The sequence below is a fragment of the Synechococcus sp. W70.1 genome, assembly GCF_047461515.1.
In the GTDB taxonomy this organism is placed as follows: domain Bacteria; phylum Cyanobacteriota; class Cyanobacteriia; order Thermostichales; family Thermostichaceae; genus Thermostichus.
On sequence record NZ_JANSHH010000013.1, the window covers coordinates 230157 to 242695 of the forward strand.

At 60.9% G+C, this 12539-nt stretch carries 15 protein-coding genes; 10 read left to right on the top strand and 5 right to left on the bottom strand.

The window, feature by feature from the left end:
• Positions 1–72 precede the first annotated feature (72 nt).
• A complete protein-coding gene (locus NW808_RS03160; protein ID WP_414420253.1) occupies positions 73–909 on the top strand; it encodes an inositol monophosphatase family protein in 837 nt (278 codons plus the stop codon).
• Here the strand turns inward: NW808_RS03160 and NW808_RS03165 are convergent.
• On the bottom strand, positions 864–1847 hold the full coding sequence (locus NW808_RS03165; protein WP_414420254.1) for a glycosyltransferase family 2 protein: 984 nt from the start codon (positions 1845–1847) through the stop codon (positions 864–866). The genes NW808_RS03160 and NW808_RS03165 overlap by 46 nt on opposite strands.
• A gap of 154 nt (positions 1848–2001) precedes the next feature.
• Between NW808_RS03165 and NW808_RS03170 the strand changes: the two genes are divergently transcribed.
• The 6 genes from NW808_RS03170 (at position 2002) to NW808_RS03195 (ending at position 7011) form a co-directional block, all read left to right on the top strand.
• Positions 2002–2937 (top strand): leishmanolysin-related zinc metalloendopeptidase, encoded by a 936-nt coding sequence (locus tag NW808_RS03170; protein ID WP_414420255.1) that lies wholly within the window; start codon positions 2002–2004, stop codon positions 2935–2937.
• 46 nt (positions 2938–2983) lie between these two features.
• Complete coding sequence (locus tag NW808_RS03175) at positions 2984–3310, top strand: hypothetical protein (RefSeq protein WP_414411028.1); 327 nt, start codon at positions 2984–2986, stop codon at positions 3308–3310.
• Between the two features lie 67 nt (positions 3311–3377).
• Positions 3378–3704: a hypothetical protein gene (locus NW808_RS03180; protein WP_414420256.1), complete on the top strand. Its 327-nt coding sequence runs from the start codon at positions 3378–3380 to the stop codon at positions 3702–3704.
• Positions 3704–4597 carry a DMT family transporter gene (locus tag NW808_RS03185; protein WP_414420257.1) on the top strand — a complete coding sequence of 298 codons (894 nt, stop codon included), beginning with the start codon at positions 3704–3706 and terminating at the stop codon, positions 4595–4597. Before NW808_RS03180 ends, NW808_RS03185 begins: the two co-directional genes overlap by 1 nt.
• Before the next feature lie 4 nt (positions 4598–4601).
• Positions 4602–5684, top strand: coding sequence for a glycosyl transferase (locus NW808_RS03190; protein WP_414420258.1), 1083 nt, complete (start codon positions 4602–4604; stop codon positions 5682–5684).
• A 31-nt stretch (positions 5685–5715) separates the two neighbouring features.
• The gene (locus tag NW808_RS03195) at positions 5716–7011 is read left to right on the top strand and encodes a class I SAM-dependent methyltransferase (protein WP_414420259.1); all 1296 of its coding nucleotides are present in this window, start codon (positions 5716–5718) and stop codon (positions 7009–7011) included.
• A 370-nt stretch (positions 7012–7381) separates the two neighbouring features.
• Here the strand turns inward: NW808_RS03195 and NW808_RS03200 are convergent, their stop codons facing one another.
• From NW808_RS03200 to NW808_RS03210, 3 genes are all read right to left on the bottom strand, one after another.
• Positions 7382–8188: a hypothetical protein gene (locus tag NW808_RS03200; protein ID WP_414393190.1), complete on the bottom strand. Its 807-nt coding sequence runs from the start codon at positions 8186–8188 to the stop codon at positions 7382–7384.
• Positions 8189–8376: 188 nt separating this feature from the next.
• Positions 8377–8994, bottom strand: coding sequence for a low-complexity tail membrane protein (locus NW808_RS03205; protein ID WP_414420260.1), 618 nt, complete (start codon positions 8992–8994; stop codon positions 8377–8379).
• Positions 8995–9022: 28 nt separating this feature from the next.
• Positions 9023–9241 carry an NAD(P)H dehydrogenase subunit NdhS gene (locus NW808_RS03210; protein WP_414393193.1) on the bottom strand — a complete coding sequence of 73 codons (219 nt, stop codon included), beginning with the start codon at positions 9239–9241 and terminating at the stop codon, positions 9023–9025.
• 106 nt (positions 9242–9347) lie between these two features.
• Here NW808_RS03210 and NW808_RS03215 point away from each other — a divergent pair, with 106 nt between their 5' ends.
• Positions 9348–9935: an FHA domain-containing protein gene (locus NW808_RS03215; protein WP_414420261.1), complete on the top strand. Its 588-nt coding sequence runs from the start codon at positions 9348–9350 to the stop codon at positions 9933–9935.
• Here the strand turns inward: NW808_RS03215 and NW808_RS03220 are convergent.
• Positions 9932–11431, bottom strand: coding sequence for a cation:proton antiporter (locus NW808_RS03220; RefSeq protein WP_414420354.1), 1500 nt, complete (start codon positions 11429–11431; stop codon positions 9932–9934). The genes NW808_RS03215 and NW808_RS03220 overlap by 4 nt on opposite strands.
• Before the next feature lie 287 nt (positions 11432–11718).
• Here NW808_RS03220 and NW808_RS03225 point away from each other — a divergent pair, with 287 nt between their 5' ends.
• Positions 11719–12261: a thylakoid membrane photosystem I accumulation factor gene (locus NW808_RS03225; RefSeq protein ID WP_414420262.1), complete on the top strand. Its 543-nt coding sequence runs from the start codon at positions 11719–11721 to the stop codon at positions 12259–12261.
• The gene (locus NW808_RS03230; RefSeq protein WP_414420263.1) at positions 12258–12536 is read left to right on the top strand and encodes a hypothetical protein; all 279 of its coding nucleotides are present in this window, start codon (positions 12258–12260) and stop codon (positions 12534–12536) included. The genes NW808_RS03225 and NW808_RS03230 overlap by 4 nt, the downstream gene beginning before the upstream one ends.
• Positions 12537–12539 lie beyond the last annotated feature (3 nt).

Below are 12539 nucleotides of genomic sequence, written 5' to 3' on the forward strand. Positions count from 1 at the left end.
GAGCTGAAGGCGGTCGGGGAAGAGAGGATCTGGCTGATCCTGGGCTACTTAGGCTGCCGCTAGGATTAGAGCATGGAGCTTTCCTCCTTTTGGCGCGAGGTCACCGAGTTTGCCCTCCAGCTGACAGCCCGGGTGGGCTCTCAGCTTCTAGCCGACTTTGGCCAGGCACGCTCCATGGAGAAGGCGGATGGCAGCTTAGTAACCTCTTCCGACAAGTGGGCCGATCGGGCCTTTCAGGAGGCCATTGCCGCTGCTTATCCGGATCACGGCTACTTGAGCGAGGAGTCAAACCACATCTTCCCCGAGACAGAGTGGTGCTGGGTGGTGGATCCCCTCGATGGCACCACCAATTTTGCCCACGGGATCCCCATCTGGGGCAGCTCGCTGGCGTTGCTGCACTGGGGCCTGCCTGTGTTTGGCTGTGTCCATTTGCCACCTATCCGCCAGACTTTTTACGGCTATTGGCCCCAGTTTCCCGGGGATGCCCCAGCAGGGGCTTTCCTCACCCGCCACGACCAGCATCCTGCTTGTCCTCAACCCATCCGCCCCAGCACCGCTCCACCTGGCCCCAACCAACTGTTTAATTTTTGCTCCCGCAGCGGCCATTGGATTAGCCCGGAATTTCCCTGCAAGGCGCGCATGCTAGGGGGAGCTGCCTACAACTTGCTCTTGGTGGCTAGCGGCAGCCTTTTGGGCGCGGTGGAGCGCTCGCCTAAGATCTGGGATGTGGCGGCAGTGTGGGCTATTGCGAAAGGAGCTGGCGCAGTGTGGGAGCCTCTGGGCCCGGCTGACCCGGATCCCGGCCAGCCTTTGAGGGTGGGCAAGGACTATGGCCAGCTGACCTACCCAACGCTCTTGGTGGCTCAGGCCAAGTGGGTGCCGCTGTTTCGCGCCTTTATTTCCCTGTAAGCGGCATAAACTGCTTGCACGTTATACCAGTTGAGAAAGAAAATCCGACACAGCTCTAGGGCCAGTTGGGATTGTCCCTTCTGGATTAGCCAGCGCAGCAGCGGTTCCAGTCGCTTTTCGTTCAACCAGCCCCCCAGCGACAGCAGGCCCCAAAGGACTTGGTGCAGGGGCGTTAGCTGGATCATGAAACGCACCGCCCAGGTGGGGTGTTTTTGGTAGAAAAGGATGCCCATGCGGCCCCGCTGCCGCTCCCGCTCAATGAGCGCTGGAAGTTGCTGCAGCTCAAAGGGGGGGTGCCAGTGGTAGCCAGTGGCCTGGGGACACTTGACCAGCCGCAAACCCAGGCGCTTGAGCCTCACCCCCAGCTCCAGGTCTTCCCAGCCATAGAGGTGAAACCGCTCGTCGAAGGGGCCGGCAGGGGTTTCGCAGACCTGCTCTAGCCAGTGGCGGGCAATAGCCACATTGCCGGTGGCAAAAAAAGCGGCCGAAAAGTCGGTGAGCTTGAAAGGCTCGGAGCGGGGATCCTGGAAGTTGCAGGTGTTGATTACCCGCCCGTAGGTGAAGACCTTGGCTTCGTGGGGCGAGTTGGGATTGCCAGTAACCCCATGCCGCCGCAGCATCTGGGCATGGGCGGCCAGGAAGTGATCCACCACCACTAGGTCGCTATCGATGAAGACGATGATGGATCCCTGGGCGTGGCGAAACCCCAGGTTGCGAGCTGCAGCAGGGCCGCGGTGCTCTTGGCACAAGAGTTTCAGGGGCGGCAAGGCCGGCGGCTGGCTCTGCAGCCATTCCACCGTCCCGTCGGTGGAGCCGTCGTCTACCACCACCACCTCGTAGCCGTCGTAGGGACCGGGCTGCTGTTGCGCCAAGGCTCGCAGACACTGCTGCAAGATGGGAAGGCGGTTGTAGGTGGGAATGATGACGCTGATGTACACCGAGGATCCCTAGCGCTGCAGCCAATGTTAGCGTTTAGGAGGCTTTTTGACGGCCAGCCCAGCTATGGTTGTTCAAAAGAAGAGGGCGAAGCATTTCCTAGGGCTGCGGCAACTTGGACGCCGAACCTGGAGCCTGCGCCTGCTCGGATTCCTCATGGCTGTGCTGCTACTGCTCCTCAAAGCGTGCGGGGGAAGAGGGGGTTTCTCTTCCTTAGAAGCCCTTCCTCCTCCAACTCTGCCTTCGCCAACAGTTGCCCCTGTTCCCCAGTTCACCATTGACGTTCGTTTCCCCGACAACAGCCTCACTCCCAGCCAACAAGCCATTGTCCGCAGCGCGGCCTTGAGGTGGCAGGAGATCATCATCGAGGATCAGCCGGATCTGCCGCCTACCACCATCCGGGCCGACGAGTGCGATGCGGGGTTTCCCAGCACCCCCCTTGATTTCCCCATCGACGATCTGCTGGTGGAGGTGCGGGCGAGAAACCTGGGCAACGAGCGGATTTTAGGGGGAGCCGCTCCCTGTTTTGTGCGGGCCTCCAATGGCCTGCCTTTCTACTCCGTTGTTGTGTTCAACAGCCAAAACCTCTCGGCTTTGGAAGAGCGGGGGGATCTGCCCATCACCGCCCTGCATGAGCTGGGCCATGCCCTTGGCTTTTTGCCCAGTGTCTGGAATCCCAAGGGGCTGACAGTGGGCTTGGTGGGGCGGGATCAGCCGACGCCGCCGGGCTATGACCCCCGCTTTATCGGCCCGCGGGCAGTTGAGGCTTTCTCCACGCTAGGAGGCAATGCCCCTTCTGTGCCGCTGGAGAACCAATTTGGGGTGGGATCCCGCGATTCCCACTGGCGGGAGAGTGTCTTGGGCCGCGAGCTGATGACCAGCCGTCTCGACCGGGGCGTGCCCAATCCCTTGAGCATCCTCACGGTGGGAGCCATGGCGGATATCGGCTATGGAGTGAACCCAGCAGCAGCCGATAGCTTTGAGCTGGGGCGCAGCCGGTTCATCTTGGAACCCCTGGAGCTGCAGGAGCTGGAGCTGGCCCTACCTCTGCGGCGCTTTGACGCCACTGGCAGAGAGGTGGGGGATCCCTGAGTCTAAGAACATTTACCCATAGCCAAGATGCTCGTTCCTCTCAATAATGAGTGCTAAGTTGCATAGCTTTACCTCTTTTTCGCAATTGGCTATGGGCATTCTCAAAAAGCTGTTTGGTGGTCTTTTTTCCTTCTTTGGCATCCTCTTCGGCGGCCTAGTGGATTTCATTACCGGGCCTTTTCGCCCGGCCTCAACCCAGCCGGCAGCTTCCTCCAAGCCTGCCCCAACGGCTGCGCCTGCTAAGCCTAAGGTGGTGGTCGAGAAGCCGTTTGTGCCCAACGAGATCCCGGCTCCGCGTCCCAACCGTCGCCCCGGCCCAGCTTTGGATTCATTCCGCGCCATGGCCCAAGAGATCCTCTCGGCGCGGGCCTAGGTTGCCCGACTTTGTGAGGAGCAGCCCGTAAGATGGAGGTGGCTCTGGATCCTAGAGACTGCTCCCTATGTCAGAGCAAGAACGGCTGAAACAGCTTGAGCTTGAACTGGAGCAGGCAACTGCGGCCGCTGCCAAGTTGCGGAGCTCGTCCCAGGGCAAAACTGCCCTTTGGGCTTGGGTTGGGACGTGGGGGCGCCCCCTGCTGCCGGTTCTGGCCATCCTGGGCTGTATCCTGCTGGTTGGGCTAGTCTTTCGGGTGTTCGTCACCCTTCTCAGGTGGGCGGTGGTGGCGGGGCTGGGCTACCTGCTCTACGCCTGGGTGGTGGCACCGCGGTTGGGCCTTTCCACCAAAGCGAAGCCGAAGCCGGAGGATCGAGATCTCGACAGCTTCTAATGCCCAGGGATCCCCGCCGAGCCTATGCCTATCTGGCGGCAGCCATCTTGGGTTGGGCCACGGCAGCCAGCGCCTTTAAGTTTGGCTTGCAACACCTTGCGCCGACGGCCTTGCTGATTCTTTCGGCGGGCAGCTCCTGCCTAATCTTGGGGATGGCTCTGGTGGTAACAGGGCGGGCGCATCTTGTTGCCCAACAGAAGGGATCCCAGCTTGCCCTGTCGGCGTTGCAGGGGCTGCTTAACCCGTTTGGCTACTACGGGGTGCTCTTCCAGGCTTACGATCGCCTCTCGGCCCAGGCGGCGCTGGCTTTGAACTACACCTGGCCGCTGGTGTTGGCTCTCTTGGCGGTGCCGCTGTTGGGGGAGCGCCTGCGCGGGCGGCTACTGCTGGCCTTGGGAACAAGCCTGCTGGGGGTGGTGCTGGTGGCCACGGGGGGATCCTGGGGCACCTTGCAGGTGGAGGATCCCTGGGGAGTGGTGCTGGCAGTGGGCAGCGCCGCTATTTGGGCTCTCTACTGGCTGCTCAATGTGCGGGATGGACGGGATGCCCTGCTGAAGCTGTTCATGGGATTTCTCTTCGGCAGCGGCTACTGTCTGCTACTGTTGCCGTTTCAGGAGCTGAGGTGGACAATGGCAGGGCTGGGCTGGGCGGCCTACATCGGCTTGGCGGAGATGGGCTTGACTTTTGTGTTCTGGTTGCGGGCGCTGGAGCTAGCGAACGAGCGGGGATCCCTGGCCAATTGGGTCTATGTAACACCCTTCTTGTCGCTGGGGCTGATTGCGGTGCTGTTGCGGGAGCAGATCGCTCCCGGCTCCGTGCTGGGCCTAGTTCTCATCTTGGCCAGCAACCTCTGGGTCTCCTGGCGGGAAAGACCTCAGCCTGTTCTTTCCTGAGGCTATGGCAGTGAAGCCGGTCCCTCTGTATGTGGCGGCAACGGCCCATGGGTTTGGGCATGTCACTCGCCTGGCGGCGGTGGTAAACGCTTTGCGGCGGCGGGATCCCAATGTCCTGCCCATTTGGGTGACACCAGCCCCCCGCTGGCTCCTGGAGCGCTATGTGGAGGGGCCGTTTCTCCATCGACAGCGGGCCCTGGATGTAGGCGTGGTGCAGCCCGATGGTCTGCAGGCAGATCTGCCGGCTACGTTAGCTGCCCTCAAGACGTTCAAAGCCGGGGCTGAGGCACTGATTCAGGAAGAAGCGGAGTTCATTCGCGCCCAGGGGATACCCTTGGTGTTGGCGGACGTGCCGCCGCTGGCTGCAGCAATTGCCCAGGCCGCCAGGATCCCCTGCTGGATGGCGAGCAACTTCGGCTGGGACTTTATCTATCAAGAGTATGGCCCCCAGTTCCAGCCTTTTGTGGTCTGGATCCGCGAGCTGTACGGGCGGTGCCAGCGGCTGTTTCGCCTGCCCTTTGCCGAGCCCATGGGCGCCTTTCCCTGCCAAGAGGCAGTAGGGCTGACGGGGTCGGATCCGCGCTACTTGGCGGAGGAGGTGGCCCAGCGCCTGGGGCTAGAGCGAGAGCGACCCACGGTTTTGTTGACCTTTGGCGGGCTGGGGCTGCAGGGCTTGCCCTACGGGCGGCTGGAGGATTTTCCCGACTGGCAGTTTCTCACCTTTGACCAGCAGGCTCCTGCCTTGCCCAACCTGCGAGTCCTAGACGGTCAAGTGTGGCGGCCAGTGGATGTGATGCCCCTCTGCCGCTGGGTGGTGTCCAAGCCGGGCTATGGCACCTTGGCAGAGGCACTGCGCTGTGGCACGCCCATGGCCTGTGTCAACCGCTTTGGGTTTGCCGAGTCGCCCCTATTGGTGGAGGGATTGCGGCGCTACGGCTGGCATCGCATCCTCTCTGCCGAGGAGTTTTTCGAGGGATCCTGGGACTTCTTGCGGGATCCCCCTCACCCTCCCCAGGCGCCGGAGGGGCTGGATCGCGGGGGCAATGAGGCCATTGCCGGCGCTATTGCGGCCTTCCTGGGGCAGTAGCATAAGAAGCAGCTTCCTAGGAGCGGATCCCATGGCTGGCAGCACGACTGAGTCTTTGCGGCAACTCTACGAGGAACTGCCCTATCCCAACGTGCCCCTCGAGACGTCAGGCCGCAACGCCATCGACAGCCTGTACCGCCTGAGCTGGACGACGGCCCAATACGCCCGTACCCGCGCCATCCTGCCCAGCGAGGGGATCACCATCCTCAATGTTGGCTGTGGCTCTGGCTGGGAGACCTTGCTCTTGGCGGAGGCCAATCCAGGGGCGCGGCTGGTGGCCTGTGATCTGGCGCCAGAGTCAGTGCGAGCAGCCGAGCGGCGCCTGCGCTACCACGGGTTCGGGGAGGTGGAGCTCTACGCCCTAGACTTGTTGGAGGTCGAACGGCTCGGGTTGCAGTTTGACTTTATCAGCCTTAACGATGTGCTCTATTTGCTGGACGACCCGGTGGCTGGGCTAAAGGCCCTCAAGCGAGTGCTCAAGCCAAACGGGATCCTGCGGGCCAACCTACACCACGCCTACCAGCGGGAGGTGATCTTCCGCATGCAGGAGGCGTTCCGGCTGCTGGGCCTGTTTGAGCTGCCCACCCCCGAAGCCTGCCGGCGGGTGCGGGAGTTCATGACCAGCCTGGCCTCCGACGAGCTGCGGGCTGCCCTGCACTGGGATCCCAAGATCTACAGCGACGACGGCAACATCCGGGCCAACTACCTCTTGCCTGGGGACAAGGGATTTCTGATCCCAGACCTAATGCGCATGCTCCAAGAGGCAGAGCTGGGCTTGGTTTGCCTCGTGGACTACGCCGACTGGGATCCGGCGCTGCTGTTTAAAGACAAAGCCCTGCCGGCTTGGCTAGAGGCGAAGCTGGACAGGCTCTCTCCTGCCGAGCAAAACCACCTCTACGAGCTGATCTGCCCCAACCACCGCCTCATCGACTTTTGGGCGGAGCACCCTGGCTCTTCCCTGGTCTTGCCCTGGAGTGATGAAGACTGGCTGAGAGGCAGGGTACAGCTCAACCCCATCTTGGCGGACAACGCTGAATTTCGCCACAACTTCGCCCAGGCCCACGAAAAAAAGCAGGAGTTTGCTATGAATTGGCCAGGGGCTAGCCGCGGGCGCCTAGCCATTCCCGGGGCCCAGATGGCCTGGCTGGGATCTCTGTTGCAGGGGCCAACGGCGGTGGCCAGCCTCATCGAGCAAGCAGCCCAAGCCAATCGAATAGACCAGGAAGCGGCTCAGGAGCAGGTGCTCACCTACCTGGCAGGGCTGGAGTCGTTTCTGTTTGTGATGTTGGATCCCACCCCTTCCCAAGAGAAGAGGGTTCTCCTCTAGTCCTTGATTCACCGGACAATTGGCCATTTTGTGGCACAACTAACCTTCTGCCTTGACGTAGATGGGCTGAGCTAGTAGGCTAGCCGGTAATCTTCTTGAGTAGGCGTTTTGCCTAGGCTAAAGTTGGCTCCGTCTTTAGCCTGTGTGCCTTATGTGGGCAAGGAGCAACTACCTGCAGCTCGCGGGGAAGTCACGCCTGGGGAGATCCCTCTGGCAGGGTGGTAGGGGTGCCACTAGCCATGGGTCGCTGAAGCAGGAAGAAAGCCTCAACCCCAAGCGAAAGTCTGATTTTGCCCGGGGTTGTATAAGTCTTTCAGAGCGGATTTCAGAGCGGAACGCTAGACCCCGCTGCCAAGCGGCTGCCGGCAGGCTAGGCCCAGGGATCGTCGTCGAAGGGGCTCTCCTGCCAATAGCCACCTGGCTGGGTGGGAGGAGACTGCTGAGGTGGGGGCGGTGGGTAGCCAATTGGAGGGGAAGGCGGCGGTGTGGGGATGGGAGTTGGCTTTTCCATATCCTCAAGCCGCGGCAGGTTAGCGGGTTTGGGCTCGACCCCGAGGCTTTTCAGCTTGGCCTGGGCCTCTTGGATCTGGGCGTTTAGCTCTTCCAAGTATGCGCGGTAGTGGTTGACGGCCTCTAGGTATTGCTGAGCTTTGCGCTCGTTGTCTTTGATCACCGCTTCCAGCTCTTTGTTGCGGACGGTGTAGTCGGCCTCCTGGTTGGTAAGGTTTTCAATGGCCTGGTTGAGCACAGCTCGACGGCGCTCCAGTTGGGCAACAATTTCCGAGAGCTGTCGTTCCCGTTCGCTGAGGCTGCGCTCGCGGTTTTGGGTTTGCTCCAGTTGAAAGGCAACTTGGCTGAGTTGTTCGCGCAGGTGCATCACCTGGGGCTCGATCTCGTTGCGCTCCTGCTGCAACTCAAAGACCCGCGCCTCCAAGTTCTCTTTTTCCTGCTGCAGCACTTCTCGCTCGTTCAAGAGGCGGGTATAGAGCTGGTTGAGGAAGTCCACTTCCATCACCACCTGGCTGAGCTGGGTGGCATATTCCCCCACCAAGGCCAACTCCCGGGCCAGGTTTTGGGTTTCGCTGGTGGCTTGGTCAGTGAAAAAGGGAGGAAGCTGGGTGGTTTCTCGGAGGCGTTGGGCAAATTGCCTGAAGCGGAAGGAAAAGTTGCTCGCCATGGCCGGTGCAGTAGCCTCGAAGTCGGGAGAATGCCGATGGTCTGGATCCCATCTAATCTAACATCGAGCTGCAGCTTTTTTGGGGGCAGAAATCCGTCCCCAAAACTCGGCTAAAGAAAAGCTGGGCTTTAGGGTGTGGCTGTCTTGGCCGAGGAAGCTGGCCCTGGGGATTGGTTTCCGTTCCTGCTTTAGGGTTGGGTTGGGACCCTGGCCAAACGGCGCAGCAGCCGCTGCAGCAAAAGGTTATGGCGAGTGCCAAAGCTGGAAAAGCGGCTTTCAATCTCTTCAGCAGGGATGGGGTCGATCTGGGCCAGCTCCAGATCGCTCAAGAAAAGAACCCGCGCTACAGCAAGAGGGATCTGCAAAAACACATTGGCTCCCCAAAAGCCAAAGGCAGCAATGACTAGACCCGCTAGCCGACTGCCATCGCCGGGAGTAAGGGGGGCAAAGAGAGGTGCCAAGTCGTAAAGACGCTCGAGAACCTCTAGCAGTAGGAACGCCGCCAACACCGTCAAGATCTTGTGTTCCGGGCTCACAAAAGCAGCCAGGATGCGGCGCTGGTCAGGGGAGAGGTCCTCAGGAGGGAAAGCGACCACCCACAGGCTGAAGACATTGAAGGGCTTGCGCCACTGCATGGCTAAAACCGGCCCAATGCCTGCCACCGCCACTGCGGCCTGCTCCACGCCCACCGGCAGGAGGGGATCCCCCATAGCCAACCCAACAATAGTTAGCCCTATCCACAGGGGGAAAAGGAGGATCCCAGCAGCGTGGATCCAGAGGAAAGGTTCCTGCCAGTGGCTGCGCATGGGAAGTCCCCGGGACACCCAAGCAAAGCTAGCGGCGGGACTTGTCCACCACTTCCAATTCCGTGAGGCGGAAGGTTACCAACTTATCCCAGTTGCCGCCTTCAAAAAGGACAGCAGCGTGGTCGTCGGTAACCCGCTGCACCTGGCCCTCAAAGAGGTAGTAGGTATCGTTGGGGTTGATGACCCGCACGGCAACGCCAGGGTAAATCGGAGGAAGCTCCTGGAGAAGGGAGGAAGGTGCAGTCATGACCGGTGTTTACGATTCCTCGCGGGCAAAAAGCCCTACCCTATTATAGGGGCATAGGGAAGGCCCTCTTTGGCCTCTCCGTCTCTAGCCAAGCTAACCCCAAGCCATGCCTGCCGACCCAGTTTCCCAAACTTGGCACGTTTTGGTGATCGACGACGAGCAGGGAAGGCGAGCCTTGGCCCTCAGTGCCGCTACCTATTCTATTGGCAGGGATCCCAGCAACGCCATTGTCATTCATTCGGCGGCTGTTTCTCGGCAACACGCCCTGCTCTTGCGGCTACCGCAAAAGGACGGGCAGTACACCTACCGCTTGCTGGATGGAAATATCGAGGGCAAGCGCAGCACGAACGGCCTCTCGGTCAACGGGCAGAGATGTTTGAGCTGGGATCTCAAAGACGGGGATCAAATTCTGTTGGGAGAGCAGGTGCGGCTGCAATACTACGTTTGCCGCTCTTCTGAGGCCGACTTGCAGCAGTACCTCCAGGAGGTAAGCTTCCGCAGCCTCAAGACCCAAGTCCTGGATCGGCGGGCAACCACGCTGCAGCGGTTCGAGCCGTCCCCAGTCCAAGTAGCACCGCCGGCGCAGGCAGCGGCCAAGGTTGCAGAAGGGGAGCCGAGCTGGCGCAATCCTATCCGGCTGCTGGTGCAGGCCATCTGGCGGCGCCTATGGGCGGAGCGGCAACCGTTCCATTAACTCTCGGGAATACCCAGCCGTTCCGAGGCCGGAGGGACAGGCTCTAGGGTGCCCTCAGCCCCTTTGCGATCTTGCTCTGTAACCTCGGCTTGGAGTTCTAGGAGAGAGGAAGGGGCCTCTGGAGCTGCCGTGGTGGCTGCTGTTGCTTCTCCACCCCCCAGCACTCCCCGCAGCCAGAGGGGGGCAACGAAGGTGGTGGCAATCACCATGACAACGATGCTGACGTCAAGGGCGCCGGAAAGAACACCGCTGGCCGATCCCACCCCAGCAAACACCAGGCCCACCTCACCGCGGGGAATCATGCCCACGCCGACAGCGTAACGGCTGAGGCCCGGCTTGCCAAACGCCCCCAGGCCAGCGGCCAGCTTGCCGAAAATGGCAACACTAACCAAGAAGGCGGCAATGATCAACCCTTCCCGGTTGGCAGGGAGGGTGGGGTTAAGGACGGCGAGGTTGGTTTTGGCCCCAACACAGACGAAGAAGATGGGCACCAGCAGGTCGGAAACGGGCTTGATCTGTTCTCCTAGCTCTTGGCGCTTGTCCGTTTCCCCCAAAATCAAGCCAGCGGCAAAGGCGCCCAGAATCGCCTCCAGGTGGATGGCCTGCCCCACGTAGGCCAACAGGAAAGCCAACACCAGAGCCGGCAGAAGGGGGTTGCCGCGGGTCTTCAGGTGGCTGAGGAGAGCCACAAAGTAGGGGCTGAGGAGTCGCCCCAAGACAATAGAGCCGACCAGAAAGACGACAGCGCTGACAAGGATGAAGCCCACATCGGCGACATCAACCTCGCCGGTTTTGGCCAAGCTCGCCACCACGGCCAAGATGATAATGCCCAACACGTCGTCCAGCACGGCGGCGCCAAGGATCACCTGGCCTTCGGGGGAGGCGAGTTTTTGCAGCTCGGCCAAGACGCGGGCGGTGATGCCAATGCTGGTTGCCGTCAGAGCTGCCCCCGCAAAGATGGCGGGGATGACGGGCACATGAAAAAGGTAGAGCAGGCCCAGTGTTCCCGCCGCGAAGGGGACAGCAACCCCAATAACGGCTACAGCCGCCGCCTGCGGGCCAACCCGCAACAGTTCCCCCAGATCGGACTCGAGGCCAATTTCAAAGAGGAGGATAATGACCCCGATTTCCGAGAGGACCTCGATGATCTCAGCCTGGGAGGCAAACACCGGCACCAGGGATCCCTCGTCAAGGCCAGCGGTGGCCTGTAAAAGTTGCATAAGAGCCGAGGCATGGGCCAAAGCAGGCAACGTCTCAGCAGAAGGCGGCCCCTCGGGAAAAACCAGCAGCCCCAGGGCAGAACCGCCCACCAGGACACCCCCCACTAGCTCGCCCAGTACAGGAGGAAAGCCGAAGCGGACGGCTATTTCCCCGGCAATGCGGCTGACCAGGTAGATAACCACCAGTGCCAGCAGCACCGCCACCAAGATCACAGGAGCGAGGTTGTCTCCCCCTGGCGGCCCAACGGAAGCAGCGGCTTCGACAGCTAGCAACACCGGATCCAAGACCCTCCCATGGACAGCTTTCCATCTAGGCTGGCCTCGGCAGAGCCGTATCTCTAGGGTCGCTCTGCCAGGAGACTGTTCCAAAAGCTAACCTCCTGCGTAGCCTGCTGGCAATGCCTAGGGGGCACGAATAGCGCCGGCTACCTTACGATGGGCGGAAGCCATCATCCACCGCTCCCAAGCTGGATCCCAGCCCAGGGGAACAAGGCGGCGCCGCGCAAGTGGCACAATGAGGAAGTCCCCCCTTGCCGGGTTTTCCGACAGGCCCTCTCTTGAATATGCGGCAGCTCCGTCTTCTCCTGCTGGTTGCCTGTTTCCTGTTAACGGGTTGGCTGTCTCCGCCTGCCCATGCTCTTCTCAACGACGACCGCTACGACGGCAACATCTTTGCCCTCTACGGCTCCAATGGGGGCATGGTTCCGCCGCGCGTCTCCCTAAAGCAGGCAAAGGAACAAGGGATCCCGGCCCTTCTTGTCTACTACATCGACGACAGCAGCGATTGCAAACGGTACGCGGCAACTCTCTCCAGCTTGCAGGTTCGCTATGGCCGGGCAGTCTATTTCATTCCTTACTCAGTGGATTCTCTTTTGCCAGGCGATGAGCGCGGCCAGTACTATAGCGGCCGAGTTCCCCAAACCCTTCTTTTTGACTCCCAGGGCAAGCTTGTCTACCACTCCATCGGCAACCGCCCCATCACGGAAGTGGAGAACGCCATTCGGGCTCTTTTCCAGCTGGATCCCCTTCCCCCGGGGGTGATCCAAGCCAAGCCCTTCAACGAAATTCAGACCGGATTTTTCACTCCAGCCAAGACCCAGCCGTGACAGCTCCTCCCGATTCCCCGGATCCGCTTGAGGCTCTGCAAGCAAGGCTTGAGATCTTACAGGCACGGCTAGCCGACCTGCGCAAGCTGGAGCGCCTGTCGCAGCTTTCCCCTGACCAATGGGCTGAGCTCCAGACGGAAGTCAGCCAGCTAGAAGAACGGCTGCAAGCCTATCTGCTGGAAGTGTTTCTCCCTGCAACCTTTTGGCAGGTGGTGCGCTTTGGCGGCCTGGGCTTGCTCCTTGGCATTGCCCTGCAGCGCTGGGTGCTGGGCTAGCTT

Excerpts from the sequence above, each read along its gene's own strand:
- NW808_RS03160 (WP_414420253.1), top strand. The coding sequence starts at position 73 with ATGGAGCTTTCCTCCTTTTGGCGCGAGGTCACCGAGTTTGCCCTCCAG.
- NW808_RS03170 (WP_414420255.1), top strand. The coding sequence starts at position 2,002 with ATGGCTGTGCTGCTACTGCTCCTCAAAGCGTGCGGGGGAAGAGGGGGT.
- NW808_RS03175 (WP_414411028.1), top strand. The coding sequence starts at position 2,984 with ATGAGTGCTAAGTTGCATAGCTTTACCTCTTTTTCGCAATTGGCTATG.
- NW808_RS03180 (WP_414420256.1), top strand. The coding sequence starts at position 3,378 with ATGTCAGAGCAAGAACGGCTGAAACAGCTTGAGCTTGAACTGGAGCAG.
- NW808_RS03185 (WP_414420257.1), top strand. The coding sequence starts at position 3,704 with ATGCCCAGGGATCCCCGCCGAGCCTATGCCTATCTGGCGGCAGCCATC.
- NW808_RS03190 (WP_414420258.1), top strand. The coding sequence starts at position 4,602 with ATGGCAGTGAAGCCGGTCCCTCTGTATGTGGCGGCAACGGCCCATGGG.
- NW808_RS03195 (WP_414420259.1), top strand. The coding sequence starts at position 5,716 with ATGGCTGGCAGCACGACTGAGTCTTTGCGGCAACTCTACGAGGAACTG.
- NW808_RS03200 (WP_414393190.1), bottom strand. The coding sequence starts at position 8,188 with ATGGCGAGCAACTTTTCCTTCCGCTTCAGGCAATTTGCCCAACGCCTC.
- NW808_RS03205 (WP_414420260.1), bottom strand. The coding sequence starts at position 8,994 with ATGCGCAGCCACTGGCAGGAACCTTTCCTCTGGATCCACGCTGCTGGG.
- NW808_RS03210 (WP_414393193.1), bottom strand. The coding sequence starts at position 9,241 with ATGACTGCACCTTCCTCCCTTCTCCAGGAGCTTCCTCCGATTTACCCT.
- NW808_RS03215 (WP_414420261.1), top strand. The coding sequence starts at position 9,348 with ATGCCTGCCGACCCAGTTTCCCAAACTTGGCACGTTTTGGTGATCGAC.
- NW808_RS03225 (WP_414420262.1), top strand. The coding sequence starts at position 11,719 with ATGCGGCAGCTCCGTCTTCTCCTGCTGGTTGCCTGTTTCCTGTTAACG.